Here is a 25,392-nt window from a genome sequence, read left to right as displayed (position 1 = left end):
TTGAAATGAAGGAGGGCTTTGAGTTCAATCTCGGCTGAGGCCTAAATTTTAATCACTCTGCCGGGGTTCATGATGTTTTGAGGGTCCAAAGCTTGTTTGATCGCTTTCATCATGGCCAAAGCTGTTGGATCCTTGTAATGCGCCAGTTTGTCGGCTTTCAGGCTACCCACACCATGTTCTGCGCTGATGGAGCCTTCAAAGGCCTTGACCTGATCGAAGACCCAGGTGTTGACAGTGTCCTCGTAGTCACGCAAAAACGCTGCGCCATCCGTCCCATTGGGGGCTTGCACGTTGTAGTGCAAATTGCCGTCGCCCAAATGGCCGAAGTTGACAAGTCGTATGCCCGGAATTTTGGCTTGCAGTAACGCGTCGGTTTCAGCCACAAACTGAGGAATGCGAGACACGGGCACGCTGATGTCGTGTTTGATGTTCAAGCCTTCGTCGGCTTGTGCCAGCGGAATGGTTTCGCGAATTTGCCAAAGCACTTGGGCTTGGGTCAAACTTTCAGCCACGACCGCATCGGTGACCCAGCCTTTGTCCATGGCCGTTTCCATCAAGCCTTCAAAGCCATGGCGGGCGTGTTCTTCAGACTCGTGGTCGGAGTTTTCCAGCAGCACGCAGTAAGCTGTGTCCTTGTACAAAGGCACGCGCAATTGCGGGTGGTGTTTGTTCACCAAGCTCAATGCAAATTGGCCCATCACTTCAAAACCGGTCAGGCCTGCGCCAAGTCGTTCATGGGCCAAACCCAACAAGTCCACTGCCGCTTGCATGCTGGGCACGGCCGCCCACGTGGTCAATTGCGCTGCGGGTTTGGGGTAGAGCTTCATGCAGGCTGCGGTGATGATGCCCAAGGTGCCTTCACTGCCGATCATCAGATTGCGCAAGTCGTAGCCGGTGTTGTCTTTGCGAAGGCCCGACAAGCCGTGCCAAATTTCTCCTCGCGCCGTCACCACTTCAAGGCCTAAACAAAGCTCACGGGTGTTGCCAAAGCGAACCACTTGGGTGCCGCCTGCATTGGTGCCTAAATTGCCGCCTAAGGTGCAGCTGCCCTCGGCCGCCAAGCTGAGGGGGAATAGAAAACCGGCGCGGTCAACGTGCGCTTGCACATTTTGCAAAATGCAACCCGCTTCTGCGATGACGGTCAGGTTGGCTGCATCGACAGACCGAATTTGATTCATGCGCTGCAGACTCAACACCACTTGTTGGCCAGAAGCGTCGGGCACAGAACCCACCACCAAGCCTGTGTTGCCGCCTTGGGGCACGATGCTGGTGAAAGTGTTGGCGCAGGCCTTCACAACGGCTGCGACTTCTTGCACGTTGGCAGGACGAACCACCGCCAAGGCGCGACCTTGCGCGCGTTTGCGCCAGTCGCGCTCCCATGCACTTAAGTCTGTGCTGGGGTCGTCATGGGTGAGGACGTTGGCATCGCCACAGATGCGACGCAAATTTTCGATCAAAGCGCTCATGGGGTCTGCTCTGGAGGTGCTTGCGTTTCAGAAGGTTCTGGCAGGGCATTGGCCTTGGCCATTTGAAATCGCCAACGCACGTGAAGGGCGCATGCTGCAAACAAGCTGATGCACAAAAACGTTTGTGCGCCAGCCAGGCCAGCAGACCAGCCCTTGTCGCCCCAAGCGCGCACCACGCCCTCAATGAAATAAAGCCAAACCAACAAACTGACCCAGCGGTAGGTGTACATCCTGTTTTTCAGCAAACCCGCCAATGGCCAGCACAAAGGCACTACTTTCAGGGCCCACAAAGAGCCGCCTGGGCGCAGTGGGGCCAGCCAAAGTTCCCATGCCAAACCGACAAATATAAGGGCCACCAGGCTGCCAACGGCCACCCAACGGGTCAATTCGATGGTTTGAGGGCTTAGAAAAGAGGATTTTGTGTGTGAGTCGTTCATGGCGATGGCATCATACCGGTCATGAACCCGATTGAATCTCTTCGTGCCGCATTGAATGAATTGATGCAGTTTCCTTGGCAGCCCATGGGACGCACTTTATGGAGCCGTTTTCGCGAGGTTCGCTTGGGCATGACGGCCAGTTCATTGACTTTCACGACTGTCTTGGCGCTGGTGCCCCTGTTTACCTTGGGTCTGGCCATTTTTACGGCGTTTCCCATCTTTGCCAAAGTTCAGGACCAATTGCAACGTTGGTTGATTGACAGTTTGGTTCCCGAAAGCATTTCCCGCCAAGTTTTGGGGTCATTGACCCAGTTTTCCAAGAAAGCCAACCGATTGGGCTTGGTGGGCTTGATTGCCGTGGTCATGACATCTTTGGCATTGCTGGTCACCATTGATCGCACCCTGGGCCAAATTTGGCGTGTCAACCGCCCCAGACCCTGGGGGCAGCGTGTGTTGATTTATTGGGCTGGCTTGACGCTGGGGCCTTTGTTGCTGGGGGGGAGCCTGGCCATATCGTCCTACCTCTTCACAGGTTATTTGTCAGACTATGCCGATTGGTTACCCGTGACGGTTCGCAGTTTGCTTGACCTGGTTGAGTTTGGCTTGCTGGCCGCAACGGTCACAGGCCTTTATTACTATTTGCCCAATACGCGAGTGGATTGGCGCCATGCATTGACGGGCGGGTTGGCCGTGGCACTGGGCTTGGAATTGGCCAAAAATCTGCTGGCCATTTATTTGGCGCAAATGCCCACATATTCGGCCATTTACGGTGCCTTCTCTGCCGTGCCGATTTTGTTGGTCTGGATTTATGTGGCTTGGGTGGTGGTTTTATTGGGTGCGGTGTTAACGGCCAGCTTGCCAGAGATCGGTCGACAAGCCAAACGCCCCGTCGATGGGCCGGGGTGGTCGTTTCGATTGGCGCTGGAAACCCTGGGACTTTTGCGCGATGCGCGCGTCAATTCACCCCAAGGGCTTCGCCTCATTGAGATGGCCAGTCAGTTGAAAATTGAGCATCGCCATGCAATTCGTGTGATGGATGCCTTGCACGAGTTGGGCTGGGCAGGGCGCATTGAGCAAGCGGATGCCAAGACCGACAGCGCTTGGGTTTTGCTGATCGATTTGTCAACAACGCCCTTGGCACCTTTGGCAGAAAAACTCTGGCTGGCGCACCCAAGCGAGGCTGATGTGATTTGGCAAAAAACCCATTTGGACCAATTGACCGTGGCCGATGTGATCAAAACTTGATCTTGCCTGTCCACATGTCTTTGTACATCACCCAGTCGCCCATGAAACTGTAAAGCGGGCGTTTGAAACTGGCGGGTTTGTTTTTCTCAAACACGAAGTGGCCCACCCAAGCGCACCCATAGCCACAAAGCAAGCCGTATAAAAAATACTGCGGCTTGCCGGTGATGGCCAGCATGGCCAAACACACCAATGACAAACTAGAGCCGACAAAGTGCAAACGACGGCAAGTGCGGTTGCTGTGTTCGTTCAGGTAAAAAGGATAGAACGCTGCAAAGCTGTCAATGACGCTTGCATCTTGGATCTCGTTGGTGTTGTTCATGGTGTCTCCTGTTTTGAAGTTCACAGGCCCGTGGCAAAGGGCGCATGCAAAAAGCCACGAAACCTGGCGCGCCCACCGCGGGTGGGGGTGGCCGTTAAATGGTAATTGGGAAAGCGTTGCAGAAAACGACCCAAGGCAATGCGGCCTTCTAGGCGTGCCAAACTGAGTCCGGCACATTGATGCACGCCAAAACCAAATGACAAATGGCGATTGTCAGCGCGTTTTAAATCAAGCACTTCAGGGTTTGGAAATTGTGCGGGATCGCGATTGGCAGCGCCAATGCACAAGGTGACGAGTGCGCCTTCTGGCAGGTCAACGTTGCCGATGCGGGTGGCAACAGTGGCTCTGCGATTGCTCAGTTGATTGGAGGCTTCAAAACGCAAAAATTCATCGACGGCCGTGTTCAGAATGGGGGTTGCTGCATCTTCATGTGATCCGCTTCGGGTTGTTTGAAGGTCTGCCATCAAGGAGGCCTTTTGTGCAGGATGCTCAAGCAAACTCAGAAGTGCGTTGCCAATCAAGTTGGTGGTCGTTTCATGACCTGCGTTCAATAAAAAGATACAGTTTTGAAGCAACTCCGTTTCACTCAAAACGTCTGCACTGTGTTCGGAAGATTCGCCTTGAATCAAGCGCGTCAGGACATCTTGCTCGGGGTTGCCAGGATGCCGTCGGCGGTCGGCGACCAGATCACGCAGGTAGTTTGAAAATGCTTGCACACTGCGATGACCCAAAGTTTCTTGCTCAGCGGTAAGTCGTGGTTCCAAAGCGCCCAAGATGGCCAAGGACCAGCCTCGCAAGGGTCCGCGATCGGCATGCGGAACGTTGAGCAAATTGCCGATCACTTCGACGGGGATGGCCGATGCAAAGTCTTCAATCAAATCACCGTGTTGGCGTGCTTCGAGTTGATCGAGCAAGCTGTCCACCAACTGAATCAAACCCGTCTCCATGGCGTCAATGGAACGACGCGTCAGGGCGCCCATGATGAGCTTGCGCACACGTGTGTGGCGCGGCGCATCGTTGAAGACCAAGCTGTTGGTGTGGTGCTCGAACAGGGGTGCATCTTGGCCAGGCTTGGCAAAGGGGGCTTGGTTGAAAGGCTCGTGGTTGTACTTGGGCGCAAACTCTATGCGCTTGTCTGAACTGAACTTGGCGGCATCTTTGTAAACTGTCACCAAGTCTGCGTGACGGGTGAGAAAAAACGAACCATCCGGCATTTGCTTGATCGGCGTGGTTTCGCGCAAGGCTGCGTAGACGGGGTAAGGATTGGCCAAAAAATCTGCGGGTAAATTTCGCAAATCAAATTGGCTGCAGATGTCTTGCACACGCTGTGCACTAAGAGCAGGTGTTTGCCAAGTGATGCTCATGATTTTTTGCAAAAGGCCAGCATGGCGTCCAAGCATTCTTCAGGTGCTTCCACCATCATTTGATGTCCGGCATTGACCCATGCCACATGGCCGTCGCGTGCCTTTTGAATCAAACTTTGCGCCGCCTTGGGAGGGGTCATCTGATCTTTCTTGGCGAGCAGGAACAAGGTGGGGCACATGACCTTGTCAATGGCTATTTCGCCCTGATCGTATTGGTCGCAAGCTTTGAAACCGATGTTGAAAATGTTCTCGTGTAGGTTACTGGCCAAGACGCGCCGCATGAGCGCTTTGCTGCCGCCCAACAGCCATGTGCCTGGCCCCAAAGCGCTGGGTGGAGGGGCCAAGGTGGAATGGGAAAACACATTCACCATGTCGATGGCTTTGTTCGGATTGCTGATGGAATTTTCTAGCAACGCGGGGGAGACTCGCATGGGGTAAGCCGTGCCCACCATCACCAATTGGGAGACGCGTGTAGGGTGCTCAGCAGCAGCCTGCATGGCGATGAGGGAACCCAAACTGTGGCCCATCAAGATGGCCTTGTCGACACCCGCTGCGTCCAACAAGGCAATCACGCTCTGAGCCGCTTCTTGCACCGTTGTTGGCGCTTTGCCGCCACTGCGACCATGGCCTGGCAAGTCAATGGCCAGAACATTCCAGCCGTGGTTGGCAAAGTAGCGGGTTTGCAAAATCCAGACACTGTGATCGTTGAGCACGCCGTGAATGAACACCGCAGTCGGTTTGCTGGGGTCAAATTCTTTGCCGCCGGTGTAGGCATACAAAGGGGCGCCTTGAACTGTGTAAATCATGCGGCACCTCCAGATGTTGGTGATGCTTTTTCAGCGGCCCGCAGTGCACGTTTTAAATCGTCGATCAGATCCTCAGGGTCTTCAAGGCCAATCGACAAGCGCACCGTGCCTGGCCCAATGCCAGAAGCTTTCAAGGTTTCGTCATCCACTCGGAAATGCGTGGTGCTGGCAGGGTGAATCACCAAGGACCTGCAATCGCCCACGTTGGCCAAGTGACTGAAAACTTGCAGCGCTTCAATGAAGGCTTGTCCTTGTTGGCGTGTACCCCGAATGTCAAAACTGAAAACCGAGCCAGCGCCGCGGGGTAGCAACTGCTTGGCCAGTGCATGGCTGGGGTGACTTTCAAGCATAGGGTGACCTACGCGGCTTACCATGGCATGCGATGCCAAAAAGGCCACCACCTTCTCGGTGTTGCTCACATGCCTTGCCATGCGCAAAGGCAAGGTTTCGATGCCCTGCAAAATGAGCCATGCGGTGTGCGGACTCATGCATGCGCCAAAGTCGCGAAGTCCTTCACGGCGTGCGCGAAGTAAAAAAGCCCCAATGGTGCTTTCTTCGTTGAACACCATGTTGTGAAAGCCCGCATAGGCTTGGGTCAGCTCTTCAAATTTGCCTTGCGTATGCGGTCCTGACCAATCAAAACTGCCGCCATCGACCACCAGTCCGCCTATGACGGTGCCATGACCCGACAAGAATTTGGTGGCGGAATGAACCACCAAGTCTGCGCCATGTGCCAAGGGCTTCATAAGCCAAGGGGAGGTGAGGGTGGCATCGACCAGCAAGGGGACGCCTGCTTCATGGGCAATTTGACTGACCGCTGGCAAGTCCAGCACATCCATGCCTGGGTTACCGACGGTCTCGCCAAAAAATAATTTGGTGTTGGGTTGAACGGCTTGGCGCCAAGCCTGCAAATCACCCGGCGCAACGAAGGTGGTCTCAATGCCAAATCGACGCAGTGTGTAGTGCAACAAATTGTGCGAGCCACCATACAAGGCAGAAGACGCCACGATGTGAGAGCCCGCGCCCATGAGGGTGGTGATGGCCAGATGCAAGGCAGCTTGACCGCTGGCTGTGGCAATGGCGCCAATGCCGCCCTCTAGGGCCGCAATGCGTTGCTCTAGCACCGCATTGGTGGGATTGCTGATCCGACTGTAAACATGGCCTGCACGCTCCAAGTTGAAAAGCGAGGCGGCTTGGTCGCTCGACTCGAAAACAAACGAGGTGGTCAGGTGAATGGGCACAGCGCGCGCGCCTGTGGTGGGGTCGGGCGCCGCACCGGCGTGCAGGGCCAATGTGTCAAAACCAGGATCGGAGTAGCCGGGCATGAAATGTCTCCAAAGAGAAGCTGAAAGTTTCAGGCAAGAGCCTAAGGGTAAGCTTTTACTATTCTTAGTCAAGATTGTGGGCTATATTCAAACACCCACTAGGAGAACTTCTCATGAAAGTCAGTGACATCCTTCGCGTCAAGGGTCATAGCCTGATCACCGTCACACCCGATGAAACTTTGGCTGTTGCCATCCAAATCATGTCTGAAAAGGACTTGGGTTCATTGGTCGTGATGGAACATGGCGACTTGGTGGGCATGCTGACATTTCGTGAGGTGATGCAATGTTTGGCTAAGAACGGGGGCTCCATAGGCAGCGTCTCCGTGCGAAAAGCCATGGACGATGCGCCCATCACCTGCACCAGCGAAACCGACATGGACGAGGTTCGGCGCATGATGCTCAACAACCACGCCCGCTACATGCCTGTGATGGACAAACGCATGTTGATGGGGGTGATCAGCTTCTATGATGTGGCCAAAGCGGTGGTCGACAGTCAGAATTTTGAAAACAAAATGCTGAAAGCCTATATTCGCGATTGGCCAGAGGGCGATGACAAAGCCGGCAAAGAAGCGCCCACGCTCTGAGATAATGGGTGCCTATGAGCGGTAATACCTTCGGCACCCTATTTTCTGTCACCAACTTTGGTGAATCCCACGGCCCAGCCATTGGCTGCGTGATAGACGGGTGCCCACCGGGCATGCCGCTGTCAGAGGCTGACATTCAGCCAGACCTCGACCGCAGGCGGCCTGGCACTTCCAAATTCGTCACCCAGCGCAACGAGCCCGACACCGTGCAAATTCTGTCCGGTGTTTACCAAGGCTTGACCACGGGGACGCCCATTGCACTGCTGATTCAAAACACCGACCAGCGCAGCAAAGACTACGGCGACATTGTTCAAACCTTTCGCCCTGGCCATGCCGACTTTACCTACTGGCGCAAATATGGTTTGCGTGACCCTCGGGGTGGTGGCCGCTCTTCGGCACGTTTAACGGCCCCCATGGTGGCGGCTGGCGCTGTGGCCAAAAAATGGCTGGCGCTGCAATACGGCACCACCTTCAAAGGTTGCATGACCCAAATTGGCGAAGTGCCCATTGGCTTTGAGAGTTGGGACCATGTGCACACCAATCCCTTCTTTGCACCTGTGGCCGATGTCTCTGCACTCGAAGACTACATGAACGCTATGCGTAAATCTGGTGACTCCTGTGGCGCGCGTTTGCGCGTGGTGGCGCAGGGCATGCCTGTCGGTTTTGGTCAACCCCTGTTTGACAAACTCGATGCCGACATTGCTTACGCCATGATGGGCATCAACGCCGTCAAGGGTGTTGAGATTGGCGCTGGCTTTGCATCTGTCACACAAAAGGGCAGTGAGCATGGTGATCCCATCACACGTGATGGATTTGTGGGCAACAATGCCGGCGGTGTGTTGGGCGGTATCAGCACAGGCCAAGACTTGGAGGTCTCGATTGCTGTCAAACCCACCAGTTCTATCCTGATACCACGGCCTTCCATTGACACTCAGGGTCAAGCCGTGGAAGTGCTCACCAAAGGGCGTCACGATCCGTGTGTTGGCATTCGTGCCACACCCATTGCTGAAGCCATGTTGGCTTTGGTGGTGATCGAGCATGCCCTGCAACACCGCGCACAGTGCGGTGACGTGGTGCCGCCGGCCCACCTGTAAGGGGCCTTCATGCCCAATTCGTCCGCGGCCCAACGCCGTCAATTGATTCCGTTTGCCGCGGTTTCTGCCAGCTACTTTGCGCACATTGGATTTTTCAATCCTTACTTGCCTTTGTGGTTGAAGGAGCTGGGCTTTGGTTTGGTGGCCATCAGCATCTTGACCTCGGTGCAAGCCGCGACGCGTTTGTTTGCGCCCTACGGCTGGGGTTGGCTCAGTGATCACACCGGCGAGCGCGTCAAGTTGCTGCGCTACGGCGCCAGTATGGCCTTGATTTGCGCCTGCATTTTGTTTTTTGACCTCGGGCCTGTGGGCTTGGGCTTGGTGCTCTTGGTGATGTTCACGCACACCAGTTCCATGATGCCCATGAGCGAAGCAGCCATGGCCCATTTGGTGAGTCAAGGTGGCGCGTTTGATGCCAAACGTTATGGCCGTGTTCGCCTATTTGGCTCTTTGGGATTTTTGGTCACCGTATTTATGGCCGGTGCTTGGTTTGAACACTTTGGCATGAAACATTTTCCAGGCTGGACCGTGCTGAGCTTGGCGGCTGTCACGGCCAGTGTTTGGTGGTTGCCAGATTTGAAAGAAGCTGTGCCAAAGCACGAAGCCAAAGTGTCCGTCTGGCCAGTGCTCAGGCAACAACCCGTGATGTGGTTTTTCATCACCGCTTTTTTTCATGTGCTCTCGCACATTGGGGTCTACGTGTTTTTCTCCTTGTACCTCGACGCCTTGGGGTACAGCAAAGTTTGGATTGGCATGCTGTGGGCAGTGTCGGTCATTGTTGAAATTTTTTGGTTTTTCACGCAAGCCAAGTGGATGCCTAAGTTGCCCCTCACGGGATGGTTGGTGGTGTGTTCCGCTGCCATGACCTTGCGCATGGGCATGACGGCGCAATGGGCCGATGTGCTGTGGGTTTTGTTGCTGGCGCAAGCGCTACATGCTTTGACGTTTGCGGCCAATCACACGGTTTGCATTGCCTTGTTGTCACATCATTTTCCTGGGCGTTTGCGCGGTCGTGGCCAAGCTTTGTACACCGTCATTGCGTATGGCTTTCCTGGTGTGCTGGGTGGCTTGTTAGGCGGGTTGATGAGCGATCGTTGGGGCTTGCAAAGTGTCTATTGGGTGTCGATGTGCACAGCCGCCATCGCCACTGCAGCCGCTTACAAAGTATGGCGATTGCAGCACCCCAAGCAAAAGGTGGAAAGTCTGGCGTGAGCTATTCCACCGAGCCCATCGTCATAGAACCCTCGGTGCTGACCCTCTTGGATGCGGGTACCGTTGAGGTGTTGCGCACAGGTCAAAAATTGACTTTGCCAGGGCCTATGGTGTGGCACGCTTGGGGCCCGCTTGAGGGGCCTGTGATCTTGCTCTTGCATGGCGGCAGCGGCAGTTGGATGCATTGGATTCGCAACATTGCACCGTTGGTGGCGCAAGGCCATCGTGTGCTAGCGGTTGACTTGCCCGGCTTTGGTGATTCAGCAGCACCAGCGCAGGGGGGTGATGTGGACGCCTTGATTGAACCTTTGCATGCGGCTTGGCAGATGCTCAAAGGCCCAAACCTTGATGCTGCATTTGTTGGATTTTCATTTGGGGGAATGACAGCCGCTTTGTGGTTGGCCGCATATCCTGAAGACGCAAAACAATTGGTGATGGTGGGCTCGCCAGGTTTAGGTCTGACGGTGCCAGATCGCATGCCACTCAAAGGGTGGCGGCATTTGCCCACCGAAGCTTTGCAGGCCGAAGCGCATCGTCACAACCTGATGGCTTTGATGTTGAAGCACGAGCGCAGCTTAGACGATCTGGCCATGGCTGTGCACGCTGCCAACGTCAAACGTGATCGCATGCCGCGTCGACGCTTGTCATCAACGCCCATCGTGGCGGGCGCTTTGCCACAGATTCAGTGCCCACTGCATGTGATCTATGGCGAAGGGGATGCGCTGTACAAAGGGCGCTGGCTGGAAGTGCAGGCTCTGTTCAAAGCCCAAGCGCCTCATTTGACCTCATGGCATTTGGTGCCAGATTCAGGACATTGGGTTCAATACGAACGAACGGATGCGTTTCAGTTGGCTTTGTTGGCTTGCACCGCAGAAACAGCCGCTCTGAGTCCCAACAAATAACTGTCCACCCCAAAGCCTGCAATCTGACCTTTGGCAATTTCAGCAATCACAGAGTGATGGCGAAAAGCTTCGCGTGCATGAATGTTGGACATGTGCACTTCAATGATGGGGCACTTCAAAATGGCCAAGGCATCTCGTATGCCATAGCTGTAGTGGGTCCATGCACCCGCGTTGATCATGACGGCATCAATGCCGTCCGTGTGGGCCTGGTGAATTTTTTCTGCCATGGCACCTTCAAAGTTGGTTTGAAAGCACTCCACGCTGGCGCCCAATTCTTGGCCGAGCTTTTTCACTTGTGCATCAATTTCTGCCAAGGTGATGGTGCCGTATTGGGCGGGATCACGCTTGCCAAACATGTTCAAGTTGATGCCGTTCAAACACAAAATTTTCATGATCGTCCTCAAAGGTCGGGCTGGCAAAGATCCCTTGTGAAACCATGGAATCTGCGCCCTGAGCCCCGATTTTCCAATATTTGAGGCAATATCACGCTTTTATTTCAAAACTTTTTGCCATGGCCGCTACCTTGAAAATTGATTTCGTCTCTGACATTGCCTGCCCTTGGTGTGCTGTGGGTCTGGGCGCATTGGAGCAAGCCCTGGGTCAATTGAAGGGTGAGGTTGCGGCTGATTTGCACTTTCAGCCCTTTGAGTTGAACCCGCACATGGGGCCTGGCGGCCAAGACTTGGGCGAGCACTTGACCGAAAAATACGGTTCGACCCCAGAGCAACAAGCTCAAATTCGCGCCACCATTGCGGCCCGGGGCGAAGAAGTGGGATTCAAGTTCAATCCGGGTGGGCGCGGCCGCGTCTACAACACCTTCAATGCGCATCGTTTGTTGCATTGGGCGGGCGTGAAGGGGCCAGAGGGCAGTCAGCACGCTTTGAAGCGTGCGTTGCTCGAGTCTTACCAAGGCCGCGCTGAAGCCGTTGAATCGGATGAGGTGTTGTTGGCAGTGGTGGCCTCAGTGGGTTTGGATGTGTCTGAAGCGAAAGGCATTTTGGCCTCCGACGCCTATGCCCAAGAAGTTCGTGAGATTGAACAGTTCTACCAACAAGCAGGGATTCATTCTGTACCAGCCGTCATCATCAATGACAAGCACCTGATCTCTGGTGGCCAGCCTGCTGCGGTGTTTGAACAAGCGCTGCGACGCATTGCGGCCGGCGAAGTTTGACGCATGCCACCCCTGACCATTTACTACGACGGCAGCTGCCCCTTGTGCAGACGTGAGATTGCTTTTTACAAAAGCAATCCTGACGCTGCGCAGTTGGTGTGGCATGACGTCAGTGTGAATTTTCAAGCCAATGACGATGCCAGCTTGGGCGATGGGCTGAATTGCCAACGCGCCATGGCGTACTTTCATGTGCGAGATTCAGCAGGGCAATTGTTTGAGGGCGGTGCAGCCTTTGCACGCCTTTGGTTGGAGTTGCGAGGCTGGCGATTGGCTGGCCGCGTGTTTTCAGTGCGACCCTTTAGTTGGGCCATCAGCCTGGGTTACAAAATGTTTTTGCCCATTCGGCCCACCGTGCAAAAGTATTTGCTTAAATGGGACGCGCGACATTCATGAGTCGTTATCAAGCTTTGATTCTGGGTGCGAGTGGTGCCATTGGGCAGGCTTTTTTAACGCATTTTCAAAACGATGCGCAGTGTGCCTTGGCTGTGGGCTTGTCGCGACAAAGCGTGTTGCGCTTTGAATTGGAAGATGAAGATAGCATGGCGCATTGCGCAACTGCTTTGCGCCAAACATCAGGACCGTATGGAGTTTGTGAATTCAAATACATTGTGGATGCCACAGGTGCTTTAACGCTGGATGGGCAAGGTCCCGAAAAGCGTTTGCAAGCTTTGAATGCCAAGCAGCTGTTGCGTCAGTTCGAGGTGAATGCCGTTGGCCCTGCATTGCTCATCAAGCATTTCTCGCCTTTGCTGGTGACGCACGAGGCTGCTTGTTACGCCACCTTGTCTGCTCGGGTTGGCAGCATTGAAGACAACCACAAGGGTGGATGGTATGGCTATCGTGCAGCCAAAGCTGCTCGCAACATGCTTCTGCAAACAGCGGCCATTGAGGCCTTTCGACAAAAGCCTTTGGCCATTTTTGCAGCCTTACAGCCGGGTACCGTTCAATCGGGTTTGTCGGCCAAGTTTGTAGCAGCAGAAGATGCCATGACACCTGAAGATTCGGTGTCGCAGATGATGCGTGCTTTACAAAGCCTCAAGCCAACGGGTCGCGCACAATTTGTGGATTACGCAGGGCACACCATTCCATGGTGATGACCATTTTTTCTAAGGGGGTAGACATGAACGAAGATCCAAGGTGCTGTGGCACAGGAACCTGCATCATCGATCCTGAGGGCCGATGCTGGTGTGGTCAGCAATGGGATGGCGAAAAGATGGCAATGCCCAAACTCGACACTTCCACGGCTGAACGCCCAACAGACAACCCGGTTGCCGAAGGCAAGACCGCGAAATGAGTGACCGCAACTTGAAGATGCTCTTGAAATGGCTGTGTGCGGTGTTGTTAGGGATTGGCCTGACGCAGGTCAATGCCAATGCCAGCGAACTGTCCGATCTGCTCAAAAAGTCGGACCACGTGTTGCTGATGCGACATGCCTTGGCGCCGGGTGTGGGTGATCCCGCGGGTTACACACTGCAAGATTGCAAAACCCAACGCAACTTGGATGGCAAGGGGCGTGAGCAAGCGCAGCGCATCGGTCAATGGCTGAAAGCACAAGGTGTTAAAGAAGCAATGGTGTTCAGCAGCGCTTGGTGTCGTTGTAAAGAAACGGCAGAGAAGCTTGGCTATGACGCCCCCGTACACGAGCCGTCACTGAACTCGTTTTTTGACGACATGCGTCAGGGGCCTCAAAGCAATGTGCGTCTTCAGACCTTCATTGCCAAACAACTGAAATTGAAGTCCGACAAAGCTTTGATCTTGGTGACGCACCATGTGAACATTGCAGAATTCATGGGCGAAAACGTGGGCTCTGGCGACATGGTGTTGGCCAAGGTTAGTCCTCAAGGCAAACTCTTGTCCTACAAAATTTACCCCAGTCCTTGAACGCCTTGGGCAATTGACACCAGAGGTCTTAGGACCTCAGTGACGCCACAGCGCCCGGTAGCTGCCTTCAGGGTCATAGTCCTTGGCTTGCTTGTCCGGGTTGAACCTTCTGCCACCTCGCGGGTCAGTGCCGCAGCCACTGAGGTACAGCCAATTGCCCTGGTTGCTGTAAACATCAAAGTCAATCAAGTGCGTTTCAAACCAAGCGGCACCTGCGCGCCAATCGCAGCCCAAGTCATGGATCAAATAGCTCGCCAAGTTTTGGCGCATGCGGTTGGACAAGTAGGACGTGGTGGTGAGCTCGCGCATGCCGGCGTCGATGAAGGGGTGTCCGGTTTTAGCGGCGCACCAAGCTTCGAAATTTTCAGGTGAGTGTGCTTTGTGCACCTGTGTTTCTGTGGTCAGGCCATGACGTCGATAAAGCTTGTGTCCGTGTTTCAAATGCAGCCAGCGAAAGTGATCACGCCAAAGCAATTCGAATCCAATCCAGTAGGTGCTGTCATTGGCGCCGTGCATTGCTTCATAGGCTTTGACTGCAGCCCAGGCTTGCCGCGCTGAGAGCGCGCCATTCGCCAACCAAGGCGACCATTTGGTGGAGTAGTCAACGCCCATCAAACCATTTCGCGTGAGTTTATAGGTGCTAGGCAATCTGCTCTTGCAGTAATGATCTAGGTGCGCCAATGCCGATGTTTCGCCACCCTCGAAGCCGGAGGGGCCCCATGGAAATGCCGAGCGCGGGTCGATGCAGATAGCTTGCGCAGGGGAGGAGCATGTCGCTTCAATTTGAGTTTTCAGCTTCGTCTGCAATCCTGATACATCGGGCAAAGCTGGCATCGAAGCGATCACGGGCAATGGATCTTGGACAAGAATCGTGGGGCGCTCAATCAGTTGCCTGAACGTGGTGAATTGATCGGGTACTTTGCGCACGTCAAATGGCAAATCAGCAGGGCACATCAATGTGGACTGCCAAACTGTTTGAACTTTCAGCTTGGCATCCTTCAATTGTTGGATGTGCGCCTGTTCATAGGGTGCTGCAATGTCTTCACAGACGATCCATGACTCTTGGAAGTGATGGCTTAAAGCCTGCAAGATTTCAACAGGCTTGCCCTTGAGTTGAAACAGTTGGCTATTGAATGCGCTCAACTGTCGAGCCAAGTCCTGCGCAGCCATCTGTGTCCATGCGATTCTTTGAGGTGATGTTCTGGCAAAGCCCCATGGCGTCTGTGCCTCTAGCGCATCGTCGTGAATGTAGACGGGTAGAAGCCAAGTTTGCAATTTTGTGGCGAGTTCTATCGCGCTTTGCAATGCAGGCTGATCATGCAAGCGCAAATCGTTTCGAAACCAATAGATGACGCCTGCGCTTGAATGATGGGATGACATGTGATGGCGATTTCTATTTTAAAAATCAAAGCCCATTTGCGAACTGGCGGCTTGGGATTTGGTGCTGGTGCGGCGTGTTGAAAAAGTTTTGCGCGAAGCGTGTTTGTCGATCACAGCCTTTTTGCCGGCTCGAACTTTGTCATTCTTGCGAAGTGCGTGCAATCTTTCTTTCGCACTGCGGGTCGCCGAACTGAGGTCCACCAAGGGTGTGTGGATTTGAATGGATGATGCGGCGTCAGTGCCTTTAGGCTGACGAACGTTGTCCGGCATTTTCCAGGGCTCAAAAAGCCAGCTGTCTGGGACATTGCGCATGGCTGGTAGCCATCTCCGAACAAACAGCCCTTGCGGGTCGTGGTCTTGTGCTTGCTTGATGGGGTTGTAGACGCGCGTGGTGTTGATGCCTGTCGTGCCCGATTGCATTTGCAATTGACTCCAGTGAATGCCTGGTTCGTAATCTAAAAATTGAGTGGCCAGCCACTCTCCGACTGGCTGCCAGTGGAGCCAGAGGGGGTAGGCTGCTACTGACACCAGCATGGCCCGCATTCGAAAATTGAGCCAACCTGTCTCGCGCAGCATGACGACCGAAGCATCCACCATGGGCCACCCCGTTTGGGCGTTTTTGAGGGCTTCAAAAAATGCCTCGTTGAACGATTCTTCACGCAAGCCGTCATAGCCGCGGTGCATGTTTTGCCATTCAATCTCGGGCTCGCTTTCTAGCTTTTGAATGAAATGACAATGCCAGTAAAGGCGACTCATGAAGGCCTGCAGACCAGCCCGGTGCCGTGAGGCTTGCGGGGGTAATTCTTCAATGTGGGCGCGCGTCATTTGCACCACTTCGCGCATGCTGATGCAGCCATACGCCAGATAAGCCGAAAGTCGCGAGCAGGCATCCGGTGCAGACAAGGGCGATGAAATGCCGCCTCGGTAACCTAAGCTTCGGGCATTCAAGAAGCTACGCAAAACTGCCAGTGCCAAGGGTCGTCCGCCGCGTTGACGGTGGAGGGGATTGTGTTTTAAATGCGCAGGCGCATGCATTGAAAACGGCAAGCTGTTGACTTTGCTTGCAAAGTGAATGTCCTTGGGCTTTTCCTGCGGTGCTTGCATGTGTTGTTCCCATGCGGCTTGCCACTGGTTCCGATTTTTCAAGCGTCTCACCACACCAAATTGCGCATACTCGTGCCACGGGATGCGATGTGTTTCGCACCAAGCCTTAACGTGAAGGTCTCTGGCATAAGTCCATGCATTGCCCGTTTCTTCGTGCGAGTGAATTTCTGTGAAAGACGTCTCTTTCAGTAGGCGATCAAAAACGTCAACAGCTTCGCCTGTGTGAATTTCAACGCAACCGCCCAAGGTCTGCAAATGCGAATTCAAAGCCTGCAATGATTCACGAATGAATTCGAAGTGCTGCAGTGCTGTATCGTTGAGCTGCCAGTAGCCAGGTTCCACAATGTAAATGCAGCGAACGGGTCCACGCGCGGCAGCTTGTGCCAGTGCAGCGTGATCTTGCCAACGCAAGTCACGCTTGAACCAAACGATTTGGCAAGTCATGGGGCGTTAATTTCCCAGTGACTGGAGGTCAATGCCTTCGTGCTGTGCCACCATTTCCAGGGCGTCTTCAAACATGGCGCGCGCCGTACCCGAAATGGCGCTCAGATGGGCATGAATGCGTGCGTCTTCACTGGATTTGTTCAGGCAATCGAGGCTGTATTGTTCAAACCTGGCCAGTTGCATGATCAGCTCGGCCACGTGCTTAGGGCATTCGCACAAGACTTGCGTTGAGATGCCGGTGACGCGCATCAAGGCCATGTCGTCGTATTTGCGAGCTGGAATCGCCGCATGTTCAGCACCCCGGTTGATGGGGCTTGGCAAGTCAACCCTGAGTGTGGCCAATATCAACTCACTCAGCTCTGACTCTGGCAGCGGCTCTCTGCGAACAATCATGCCCCACTGCTTCAAGCTTTCAATCACAGGTGCTTGCCCAAAACTGTAAAGCACGATGACGTGTGAGGCTTGGCTTTTGTCGACCAAGCGACGGATGTCCACTTGCACGCCTGCGTGAAGTGAGTGGCACTGAATGAGCAGCAATTCAGGTTGTTCTTGAAGCTGAGCCTGCAGCATCTCTTCAGTCGAACCAAAGATGTCGGAGATACGCAGCTGAGTAGGGGCCATCTGTTCTGTGAATCTTTTGGATTCCACTCGACTGGCCAAAGGCAACCCCACGATGGCAACTGTGGCAAAAGGTGTTGACCTGTTGGCCGCGTTGGCCTGTTGTCCCAGACCTTGATGTTGTTGGACCAGTTGATTGAGTTCCTGCAAACTGCTCTGAGCAATTTGGCTCACGCTGTGCCCTTGCTCTGTGAGTCTTTTCATGAGCGTGGCTTTGAGAACGTCATCGTCTGAATACAAGCGATGTCGGCTGGCAGTTTTCAAAGGTGAGAAGCATTGGTAGCGCGCCTCCCAAATGCGCAGGGTTGGCGTGGGAACCCCGCTTAAACTTGAAACAGCACCAATTTTGTGGAGATTCATAGGAACTGACTGTTCAGAAAATATTTTATGAATAAGTATTGAGTAGGTAATATTGAATATTTTAAGCGTATTTCTGAGATATTGAATAGATATGCTAAATTAAAGCTGTTCAATAACTAAACAAGGTGTCCTATGCTCAGTCAACGCGCTCATCAAGGCATTTTGGCCATGGCCCATGTCGCTCAAACACCGGCCCATAGGTCGGTCACTGTGGCCAGCATTGCCCAATTTCTAGAATTGTCTGTGTCTTACACAGAAAGCTTGGTCAAAGTCTTGAAGCAAAACGACTTGTTGCAAGCTTCAAGGGGACCTGGCGGCGGTTACCAGTTGAAGAGAGATTTGCAAACCTTGACGGCATGGGACGTTGTGAAGTGCTTCGAAATCAATGACCCATCTGATCACGAAAAGAGACCCAGTACCGAGACAGTGGCAGTTGATCTCTTGTACGAAGAGTATTTGAGAATTGAACAGGACTTTTTGAAAAACTTCTCATTGAGTGCGCTGGTCAGTGCGGTGCCCGCTAATTCGCAGGTTCAAAAAGTGAACAATTTACCGTTCAACTTCAAGCCCTTGCCCAAAGGCTTGATGCCGGTTGCACCCAACTCGGTGTTCGACCTGTCGAAGTTCATGCAACTCACGCACGCTTGAATTTTTTCAGTGCCCTAAGGCTTGTTCAATTTTACGGCGTGAAACGGTGCTCTTGGGAATCTTGAAGGCGGGGGCTTTACCGCCTGCATGTTCCATCAGTGCATCTTGAAACCATGTGCGCACATCTTCTTCCAAGCCAATGCCATGCATGAAGTTGTAGATGGCTTTCTTCAAACCAAGGCCAAGTAGGTCATGGTCAACACCCGTGCGATCAATGAAGCCAATGTCGTTCTTGCCAAATGAAACAGGCGGCAAGGGAATCAATTCGATGCCGTAGTCTTCAGGATTCAAACCCACGGGGGAGTGAACGGTACAGGCAAAGCGATGGAAGAAGCCACTTTGGATACAGCCATTCTCAAAAAGCTGCCGCACGTACTCCAACGCATCCACCGTGTCTTGCACCGTTTGGGTTGGAAAGCCATACATGAGGTAGGCGTGGACCAAGATGCCTGCTTCTGAGAAGCCCTTCGTGACCTGCGCCACCTGTTCTACTGACACGCCTTTTTTCATCAACGTGAGCAAGCGGTCGGAGGCCACTTCCAGGCCACCCGACATGGCGATGCAGCCACTCTCGGCCAACAATTCTGCCAATTCAGGTGTGAAGGTTTTTTCAAATCGGATGTTGCCCCACCAAGAAATGTGCACCTTTCTGCGAATCAATTCTTCGGCCAAAGCTTTGAGGGCTTTGGGAGGTGCGGCTTCGTCGACAAAGTGAAAACCTGTTTGGCCGGTTTCTTTCACAATGGTTTCAATTCGATCCACCAGCAATTGGGCAGAAGCTGTTTCGTAGCGAGAGATGTAGTCGAGGCTGACATCACAGAAGCTGCATTTTTTCCAATAGCAACCATGCGCAACTGTGAGTTTGTTCCAACGACCATCGCTCCACAATCGGTGCATGGGGTTGAGCATGTCGAGCAAAGACAAGTAGTCGTTCAAAGGCAAGCCATCCCAAGTGGCGGTGCCCACTTCTTCGAAGGGCACATCGGGTTCTGACCAGTTCATCAATTGAACGGTGCCAGTGTCTGGTTTGCGAACAAAGGTTCTGACCAAACGTCCTGTAGCACGCTGACCTTGCAAATGTTCAAGCAAGGCCAACAAAGGACGTTCGCCAGAATCTAAGGTCACAAAGTCGACGAAGTCAAACACGCGAGGCTCTGTAAGTTCGCGCAGTTCGGTGTTCACAAAACCACCGCCCAGTGCAATGTGAATGTGCGGGTGATGCTGCTTGATGCACTGCGCAATTCGGAATGCGGCATAGACCGCGCCAGGAAAGGGCGCGGACAGCAGAACCAAAGACGGCTGATGCTGTTCAATGGCCTTCAGGGTGAGTGCTTGCAGTGTCTCGTCCATCAATGTCAACGGTGCGGCCAAGGCTTCAGCCAAAGGCTCAAACGTGGCCTGGCTGCCCGCCAAGGATTCACCATAACGCACAAATTCAAAACGGCTGTCGACGGCGTCGCGCAGCACATCGGCCAAGTCGTTCAAGTACAAAGTGGCCAAATGGCGTGCACGGTCTTGTTGACCTAGGGCGCCAAAGGCCCAGGCCAAGGGGTCGGCTGATTCGCCATCGTCGTAAGCGTCCAGCGCTGTAAAGCGTGGCCCTTCGGGCAAGAAGCCTCTGCCTGCAATGCGGTGGCTGAGGGTGCTGTCCTTGCCTTGCAAGAAAGCAATGGTGGGGGCGATGGTGTTTTCGTAGCGCTCAAAGAAATCCAAGAAAAAATTAACGCTGGCACTGCGCTTGGCTTCTGGCAGCAAGAGTGCTTTGTCGCGAATTTGCGCCATGCCATGTGGCGTGAACAAATTCAAGACCAGCTTGAGGGCCAAATCTTCTTGTGTTGCAGCCACCCCGCGCGAACGTAAAAAGCCCGTCAGATAGGCCGTCGACGGGTAGGGCGTGTTGAGCTGCGTCATCGGGGGGATGACGCTTAAGACGCTAAAAGGCTTTGAATTCGGTGAGGGGTTCATGCACCCGTGACTTTACAGCCACTTTTGCATGAATTGAGCTTGTCCGGCAGCTGGATCGAGTTCGTATTGTTCAAAACCAAAGCGTTTGTAGCTTTGCATGGCTGGTGCGTTGCCACTTAAAACCTCCAGGGTGAGCTTGCAGCAGCCTCGCGAAAGGGCATGGGCTTCGGCGGCTTGAAGCAGCGCTTGGCCAACACCCTGGCCACGGTGACCGTCCAAGACGGCAATGTCGTGCACGTTGAGCAAGGGCTTGGCTTTGAAGGTGGAGTAGCCTTCAAAGCAATTGATCAGGCCAATGGGTTGGCCGTCTAACCAAGCAATGAAACTGGCAGCGCCTGGAATTCGTGCCATGTCTGCGCACAAACGCTCAGTAGCCTCTTGCTTGAGTGCCTCGCCGCCGCCCATCGGATCTTGCGCATAGGCGTCGAGCAAAAAGACCAGTGCTTTTGCATCATTTTCGTTGAGGTAATCAACGCGTTGAACTTGTAAAGTGCTCATGAGGCGTAGTCGCTCATGGGCACGCAGTTGCAGAACAGGTTGCGATCACCGTAAACGTTGTCCACACGGCCCACTTGCGGCCAGTACTTCACGCTACTCAATGGGCGTCCTGCTTGCGCAGCACCCACTTCGCGCGAATAAGGACGGTTCCAATCTGCGGCCATCAAACTGGCGGCTGTGTGCGGTGCATGCTTGAGGGGGTTGTTGTCTTGTGGCCAATCGCCGTTTTCAATTTGGCGCACTTCGTTGCGAATCGCAATCATGGCGTCGATGAAGCGATCAAGCTCTTCCAGGGTTTCGCTTTCGGTTGGTTCCACCATGAGAGTGTTGGCCACTGGGAAGGAAAGTGTCGGTGCGTGGAAGCCATAGTCCATCAAGCGCTTGGCCACGTCTTCGGCCATCACGCCGCTGGTCTCTTTCAAGCCGCGCAAATCCAAAATGCACTCGTGGGCCACGTGACCCGCTTTGCCGTTGGCGCCGACGCTGGCATAAAGCGTTGGGTAGTGATCTGCCAGGCGTTGGCTGATGTAGTTGGCAGCCAAGATGGCGGCTTCTGTGGCGTGCTTCAAACCTTCTGCGCCCATCATGCGGCAATACATCCAGCTGATGGGCAGCACGGCAGCATTGCCCAAAGGCGCCGCAGACACAGCACCTACGCCGTTGACTTTCAAGCCGCCGGTGGCATGACCTGGCAGGTAAGGGACCAAATCTTCGACCACACAAACAGGGCCTACACCTGGGCCGCCACCGCCGTGCGGAATGCAGAATGTTTTGTGCAAGTTGAGGTGGCTCACATCGCCGCCAAATTCGCCAGGCGCTGCAACGCCCACCAGCGCATTCATGTTGGCGCCGTCCACATAAACGCGGCCGCCGTGTTGGTGTACCAGTTCGCACAGCGCTTTGACTTGCGTTTCAAAAACACCATGCGTGCTGGGGTAGGTGATCATGACCGCCGCCAAATTGGCGCTGTGCTGTTCACACTTGGCTTGGAGGTCCGCCATGTCGACATTGCCTTGCGCATCGCAAGCCGTCACGACCACTTGCATACCCGCCATTTGAGCGCTTGCGGGATTGGTGCCGTGGGCGCTGGAGGGGATGAGGCAGATGTTGCGATGGCCTTGGCCCTTGGCTTCGTGGAAAGCTTTGATGACCAACAAGCCAGCGTATTCACCTTGTGAGCCTGCGTTGGGTTGTAAGCTGATGCCTGCGTAGCCGGTGGCTTGGCACAACCACTCGCGTAGCTGTTCATCTAGCAGGGCATAGCCCTTGAGTTGATCGGCGGGTGCGAAGGGGTGCACGTTGGCAAACTCAGGCCACGTGATGGGAATCATCTCGCTGGTGGCATTGAGCTTCATGGTGCAAGAGCCCAGCGGAATCATGCTGCGATCGAGGGCCAAATCTTTGTCGCTCAACTGGCGGATGTAGCGCAGCATGCCTGTTTCGGAGTGATAACGATTGAACACAGGGTGCGTGAGGTACGCACTGGTGCGTCGCAAGCCAGTAGGAATGAGGCTGGCGCGACCCTTCTCAAAAGGTGTCCAGTCGGGCAGGGCTTGGCCACCTTCTGCAAAGCTAGACCAAAGGGCTTCAATATCGTTGCGCGTTGTGGTTTCGTCCAAAGACACGGCAATGCTGTCGGCTGAGAGCTTGCGAAGGTTCATGCCTTTGAGCAAGGCTTTTTGTAACACGGCATCTGTGCGTGCGCCGGTGATCACTTGCAAAGTGTCGAACGCAGATTTGTGCGCCAATTTGCAACCCAGTTGTTCTAAGCCCTCTGCCAAAACGGCTGTGTAACTGGCCACGCGTTGCGCGATGCGCTTCAAACCGACGGGACCGTGATACACAGCGTACATGCTGGCCACCACGGCGGGCAAGACCTGTGCCGTGCAAATGTTGGAGGTGGCTTTTTCGCGGCGAATGTGTTGCTCGCGGGTTTGCAAAGCCAAGCGATAGGCTGGGTTGCCATGTGCGTCGACACTCACGCCCACCAAGCGGCCAGGCATGGAGCGTTTGAAATCGTCACGACACGCAAGGTAAGCTGCGTGCGGGCCACCGGCGCCCATGGGCATGCCAAAACGTTGGGTGGTGCCCACCACAATGTCGGCATCCAATTCGCCGGGGGGTGTGACCAAGGTGAGGGCCAACAAATCTGCGGCAACGATAAAGGCGGCTTGCGCAGCGTGGGCCTGTGCAATGACATCTTTCAAATCGTGAATCATGCCCGCTGTGGAAGGGTACTGCGCGACCACTGCAAAGTAGTCGTGTTGCTTCATCAACTCAGGCGCAAAGCCCACCAACACATTCAAGCCCAATGGCGCAGCACGTGTTTGAATCACCTCAATCGTTTGCGGATGGCAATCGCCCGCCACAATGATGTTGTTGCTTTTGGATTTGACCGATCGTTTGGCCAGGGTCATGGCTTCGGCAGCTGCTGTGGCTTCGTCCAGCATGGAGGCATTGGCAATGGGCATGGCCGTTAAATCGCAGACCATGGTTTGGAAATTCACCAAAGCTTCCATGCGGCCTTGGCTGATCTCGGCTTGGTAGGGCGTGTAGGCCGTGTACCAGGCTGGGTTTTCCAAAATGTTGCGAAGGATCACGCCGGGTGTGTGATTGCCGTAATAGCCCTGGCCAATGAAACTTTTGAGAATCTTGTTTTGTTGCGCCATGGCTTTGAGCTCTGCCAATGCGCTGGCTTCAGTCACTGGCGCAGGCAACTTCATGGCTTGGCTGCGCGCAATCGAAGCTGGCACGATGCTTTCAATCAAAGCACGCCTAGATGCCACACCAATGACGGACAACATGTGATGCTCATCTGCTTCACTGATGCCAATGTGGCGTGCAATGAATTCACTGTCGTTTTCGAGTTGGCTTAAAGGGGTGGCAGATGACATCAACATGGTAGGGCTTTCAAACGCAAAGTTCGATCAATACAAGCAACAAAGTTTCAATTCAGATTTCAGTGGGATGCCGCAAACGCTGTGTACGCTGTTTCGTCCAACAACGCATTCACTTGAGATGCATCTGACAACTTCACTTTGAAGAACCAACCGGCACCCAGGGGATCGGTATTGGCCAAAGAGGGATCTTCACGCAGGGCTTCGTTCACTTCTGTAATTTCACCGCTGATGGGCATGTACACATCGGCTGCAGCCTTCACAGACTCGACCACGCCAGCCACAGCTTTCTGTTCAAAGCTACTGCCAACTTCTGGCAACTCCACAAACACCACATCACCCAAAGCGTCTTGCGCATGGTGCGTAATGCCCACAGTGGCCACATCGCCTTCAACCTTGATCCACTCGTGCTCTTCGGTGTACTTCAAACTCATTTTTCTCTCCTTGAATAAATTAATTGGGGTCAGATCAACATTAATTATCGGGGTCAGATCACAATTGTTGGGTGCTATTTAGCCGCGGTAATAACGATTGGGAACAAAAGGCATGGCACTGACCGTCATGGGCACAGCTTTGCCGCGCACCATGGCATTCACAACCGTGCCCATTGCAGCATTGGCTGCGTCCACATACCCCATGGCCACAGGCACATTGGCGGTGGGACCTAGCAAACCACTGGACACTTCACCGATCTTGACGCCCTGCAAGCTTTGCAGTTCCACATGTTCGCGAACGGGCACACGTTCTTGCGCAATCAAACCCACACGTTTGCGAGTCAGGGGATGCGTGCCATCCAATTGGCCCAACACGATGGTGGCACCAGGGAAACAGCCAGCGCGTGCGCCGCCTGTGCGACGTACTTTTTGAATGGCCCAGTTGAGACCTGCTTCGATGGGTGTGGTGGTGGTGTCGATGTCGTTGCCATACAAACACAATCCCGCTTCGAGGCGCAGGGAATTGCGAGCACCCAAACCAATGGGCTTCACTTCCACTTGCGCTAACAAAGCGCGGGCGAACGCATCCACTTCGGTGTTGCCGACAGAAATTTCAAAGCCATCTTCACCGGTATAGCCAGAGCGTGTGATGAACAGATCCGCACCTTGCCATTCAAACGCTGCGCCAGTCATGAACACCAACTTTTCAACGCCTGGCACCATGCGTGACAAAGCATCAACCGCTTTAGGACCTTGCAAAGCCAAGAGGGCGCGCTCGGGCATGGGAATGACTTTGCAACGCGAACCAATGCGCGCTTGAATGTGCGCAATGTCGCCCGCTTTGCATGCACCGTTCACAATCACAAAAATATCGGTGCCACGGTTCACAAACATCAAGTCGTCAATGATGGTGCCTTCGTCGGTGAGCAGCAAGCCATAGCGCTGCTTGCCCACTGGCAAATCGATTACATCGACAGGCATCAAGGATTCAAATGCCGCAGCAGCATCGGGACCGACCAAACGCAATTGACCCATGTGCGACACATCAAACAAGCCCGCTTCGGCGCGTGTGTGATGGTGCTCTGCCATCAAACCCATGGGGTATTGAACAGGCATGCTGTAGCCCGCAAAGGGCACCATGCGTGCGCCAAGTTCGATGTGCAAAGCATTAAGGGGGGTGTTGAGCAAAGCGGTGTCAGCGGACAATTCAATTCTCCAAGGGCAAAGTAAAACCATGA

At 54.1% G+C, this 25,392-nt stretch carries 26 protein-coding genes; 11 read left to right on the top strand and 15 right to left on the bottom strand.

Features of this window, described 5'->3' with window-relative positions:
• Nucleotides 1-41 precede the first annotated feature (41 nt).
• Nucleotides 42-1,466, bottom strand: coding sequence for an FAD-binding oxidoreductase (locus L103DPR2_RS11370; protein ID WP_055361191.1), 1,425 nt, complete (start codon nt 1,464-1,466; stop codon nt 42-44).
• A complete protein-coding gene (locus L103DPR2_RS11365; protein WP_055361190.1) occupies nt 1,463-1,903 on the bottom strand; it encodes a DUF2069 domain-containing protein in 441 nt (146 codons plus the stop codon). Before L103DPR2_RS11365 ends, L103DPR2_RS11370 begins: the two co-directional genes overlap by 4 nt.
• A gap of 21 nt (nt 1,904-1,924) precedes the next feature.
• Here L103DPR2_RS11365 and L103DPR2_RS11360 point away from each other — a divergent pair, with 21 nt between their 5' ends.
• Entirely contained in the window at nt 1,925-3,148 is a 1,224-nt protein-coding gene (locus L103DPR2_RS11360) for a YihY family inner membrane protein (protein WP_055361189.1), read from the top strand.
• Here the strand turns inward: L103DPR2_RS11360 and L103DPR2_RS11355 are convergent.
• The 4 genes from L103DPR2_RS11355 to L103DPR2_RS11340 are packed head-to-tail and all read right to left on the bottom strand — an operon-like array spanning nt 3,138 to nt 6,962.
• Entirely contained in the window at nt 3,138-3,467 is a 330-nt protein-coding gene (locus L103DPR2_RS11355) for a DUF962 domain-containing protein (protein WP_055362004.1), read from the bottom strand. The genes L103DPR2_RS11360 and L103DPR2_RS11355 overlap by 11 nt on opposite strands.
• A 20-nt stretch (nt 3,468-3,487) precedes the next feature.
• Nucleotides 3,488-4,831 (bottom strand): cytochrome P450, encoded by a 1,344-nt coding sequence (locus L103DPR2_RS11350; protein ID WP_055361188.1) that lies wholly within the window; start codon nt 4,829-4,831, stop codon nt 3,488-3,490.
• The gene (locus L103DPR2_RS11345) at nt 4,828-5,637 is read right to left on the bottom strand and encodes an alpha/beta fold hydrolase (protein WP_055361187.1); all 810 of its coding nucleotides are present in this window, start codon (nt 5,635-5,637) and stop codon (nt 4,828-4,830) included. Before L103DPR2_RS11345 ends, L103DPR2_RS11350 begins: the two co-directional genes overlap by 4 nt.
• Nucleotides 5,634-6,962: an O-acetylhomoserine aminocarboxypropyltransferase gene (locus L103DPR2_RS11340; protein WP_055361186.1), complete on the bottom strand. Its 1,329-nt coding sequence runs from the start codon at nt 6,960-6,962 to the stop codon at nt 5,634-5,636. Before L103DPR2_RS11340 ends, L103DPR2_RS11345 begins: the two co-directional genes overlap by 4 nt.
• A 113-nt stretch (nt 6,963-7,075) precedes the next feature.
• Between L103DPR2_RS11340 and L103DPR2_RS11335 the strand changes: the two genes are divergently transcribed.
• Genes L103DPR2_RS11335 through L103DPR2_RS11320 form a run of 4 tightly spaced genes read left to right on the top strand, consistent with a single transcriptional unit; the run spans nt 7,076 to nt 10,754 of the window.
• The gene (locus L103DPR2_RS11335) at nt 7,076-7,546 is read left to right on the top strand and encodes a CBS domain-containing protein (RefSeq protein ID WP_055361185.1); all 471 of its coding nucleotides are present in this window, start codon (nt 7,076-7,078) and stop codon (nt 7,544-7,546) included.
• Between the two features lie 14 nt (nt 7,547-7,560).
• On the top strand, nt 7,561-8,640 hold the full coding sequence (gene aroC / locus L103DPR2_RS11330; protein WP_055361184.1) for a chorismate synthase: 1,080 nt from the start codon (nt 7,561-7,563) through the stop codon (nt 8,638-8,640).
• Between the two features lie 9 nt (nt 8,641-8,649).
• Nucleotides 8,650-9,852: an MFS transporter gene (locus L103DPR2_RS11325; RefSeq protein WP_055361183.1), complete on the top strand. Its 1,203-nt coding sequence runs from the start codon at nt 8,650-8,652 to the stop codon at nt 9,850-9,852.
• Complete coding sequence (locus L103DPR2_RS11320; RefSeq protein ID WP_231717635.1) at nt 9,849-10,754, top strand: alpha/beta fold hydrolase; 906 nt, start codon at nt 9,849-9,851, stop codon at nt 10,752-10,754. The genes L103DPR2_RS11325 and L103DPR2_RS11320 overlap by 4 nt, the downstream gene beginning before the upstream one ends.
• On the opposite strand, the gene aroQ is transcribed toward L103DPR2_RS11320, so the two are convergent.
• Nucleotides 10,697-11,146: a type II 3-dehydroquinate dehydratase gene (gene aroQ, locus L103DPR2_RS11315; protein ID WP_055361182.1), complete on the bottom strand. Its 450-nt coding sequence runs from the start codon at nt 11,144-11,146 to the stop codon at nt 10,697-10,699. The genes L103DPR2_RS11320 and aroQ overlap by 58 nt on opposite strands.
• Nucleotides 11,147-11,265: 119 nt before the next feature.
• On the opposite strand from aroQ, the gene L103DPR2_RS11310 reads away from it, so the two are divergent.
• Genes L103DPR2_RS11310 through L103DPR2_RS11290 form a run of 5 tightly spaced genes read left to right on the top strand, consistent with a single transcriptional unit; the run spans nt 11,266 to nt 13,806 of the window.
• Entirely contained in the window at nt 11,266-11,925 is a 660-nt protein-coding gene (locus L103DPR2_RS11310) for a DsbA family oxidoreductase (protein WP_055361181.1), read from the top strand.
• Nucleotides 11,926-11,928: 3 nt separating this feature from the next.
• A complete protein-coding gene (locus L103DPR2_RS11305) occupies nt 11,929-12,318 on the top strand; it encodes a thiol-disulfide oxidoreductase DCC family protein (protein ID WP_055361180.1) in 390 nt (129 codons plus the stop codon).
• The gene (locus tag L103DPR2_RS11300) at nt 12,315-13,019 is read left to right on the top strand and encodes an SDR family NAD(P)-dependent oxidoreductase (protein ID WP_055361179.1); all 705 of its coding nucleotides are present in this window, start codon (nt 12,315-12,317) and stop codon (nt 13,017-13,019) included. The genes L103DPR2_RS11305 and L103DPR2_RS11300 overlap by 4 nt, the downstream gene beginning before the upstream one ends.
• Nucleotides 13,020-13,045: 26 nt before the next feature.
• Nucleotides 13,046-13,219: a hypothetical protein gene (locus L103DPR2_RS14410; protein WP_197274872.1), complete on the top strand. Its 174-nt coding sequence runs from the start codon at nt 13,046-13,048 to the stop codon at nt 13,217-13,219.
• The gene (locus L103DPR2_RS11290) at nt 13,216-13,806 is read left to right on the top strand and encodes a SixA phosphatase family protein (protein WP_082466803.1); all 591 of its coding nucleotides are present in this window, start codon (nt 13,216-13,218) and stop codon (nt 13,804-13,806) included. The genes L103DPR2_RS14410 and L103DPR2_RS11290 overlap by 4 nt, the downstream gene beginning before the upstream one ends.
• 36 nt (nt 13,807-13,842) lie before the next feature.
• Here the strand turns inward: L103DPR2_RS11290 and L103DPR2_RS11285 are convergent, their stop codons facing one another.
• Genes L103DPR2_RS11285 through L103DPR2_RS11275 form a run of 3 tightly spaced genes read right to left on the bottom strand, consistent with a single transcriptional unit; the run spans nt 13,843 to nt 17,712 of the window.
• Nucleotides 13,843-15,186 carry a DASH family cryptochrome gene (locus L103DPR2_RS11285; RefSeq protein WP_055361177.1) on the bottom strand — a complete coding sequence of 448 codons (1,344 nt, stop codon included), beginning with the start codon at nt 15,184-15,186 and terminating at the stop codon, nt 13,843-13,845.
• Between the two features lie 18 nt (nt 15,187-15,204).
• The gene (locus tag L103DPR2_RS11280) at nt 15,205-16,734 is read right to left on the bottom strand and encodes a cryptochrome/deoxyribodipyrimidine photo-lyase family protein (protein WP_055361176.1); all 1,530 of its coding nucleotides are present in this window, start codon (nt 16,732-16,734) and stop codon (nt 15,205-15,207) included.
• A gap of 6 nt (nt 16,735-16,740) precedes the next feature.
• Complete coding sequence (locus L103DPR2_RS11275) at nt 16,741-17,712, bottom strand: MerR family transcriptional regulator (RefSeq protein WP_055361175.1); 972 nt, start codon at nt 17,710-17,712, stop codon at nt 16,741-16,743.
• A 132-nt stretch (nt 17,713-17,844) separates the two neighbouring features.
• Here L103DPR2_RS11275 and L103DPR2_RS11270 point away from each other — a divergent pair, with 132 nt between their 5' ends.
• Nucleotides 17,845-18,360: an RrF2 family transcriptional regulator gene (locus L103DPR2_RS11270; RefSeq protein WP_055361174.1), complete on the top strand. Its 516-nt coding sequence runs from the start codon at nt 17,845-17,847 to the stop codon at nt 18,358-18,360.
• A 6-nt stretch (nt 18,361-18,366) separates the two neighbouring features.
• Here L103DPR2_RS11270 and L103DPR2_RS11265 read toward each other — a convergent pair whose 3' ends face one another.
• From L103DPR2_RS11265 to gcvT, 5 genes are all read right to left on the bottom strand, one after another.
• Entirely contained in the window at nt 18,367-20,271 is a 1,905-nt protein-coding gene (locus tag L103DPR2_RS11265; RefSeq protein ID WP_231717634.1) for a B12-binding domain-containing radical SAM protein, read from the bottom strand.
• A 66-nt stretch (nt 20,272-20,337) separates the two neighbouring features.
• On the bottom strand, nt 20,338-20,823 hold the full coding sequence (locus L103DPR2_RS11260; RefSeq protein ID WP_055361172.1) for a GNAT family N-acetyltransferase: 486 nt from the start codon (nt 20,821-20,823) through the stop codon (nt 20,338-20,340).
• Complete coding sequence (gene gcvP / locus L103DPR2_RS11255) at nt 20,820-23,723, bottom strand: aminomethyl-transferring glycine dehydrogenase (protein ID WP_055361171.1); 2,904 nt, start codon at nt 23,721-23,723, stop codon at nt 20,820-20,822. The genes L103DPR2_RS11260 and gcvP overlap by 4 nt, the downstream gene beginning before the upstream one ends.
• A gap of 59 nt (nt 23,724-23,782) precedes the next feature.
• Entirely contained in the window at nt 23,783-24,154 is a 372-nt protein-coding gene (gene gcvH, locus L103DPR2_RS11250; protein ID WP_055361170.1) for a glycine cleavage system protein GcvH, read from the bottom strand.
• Nucleotides 24,155-24,232: 78 nt separating this feature from the next.
• Complete coding sequence (gene gcvT / locus L103DPR2_RS11245; RefSeq protein WP_197274949.1) at nt 24,233-25,390, bottom strand: glycine cleavage system aminomethyltransferase GcvT; 1,158 nt, start codon at nt 25,388-25,390, stop codon at nt 24,233-24,235.
• Between the last annotated feature and the right edge of the window lie 2 nt (nt 25,391-25,392).

Origin of the sequence: Limnohabitans sp. 103DPR2 (assembly GCF_001412575.1) — a bacterium.
Lineage (GTDB): Bacteria > Pseudomonadota > Gammaproteobacteria > Burkholderiales > Burkholderiaceae_C > Limnohabitans_A.
This window is presented reverse-complemented; position numbering and strand designations above follow the sequence as displayed.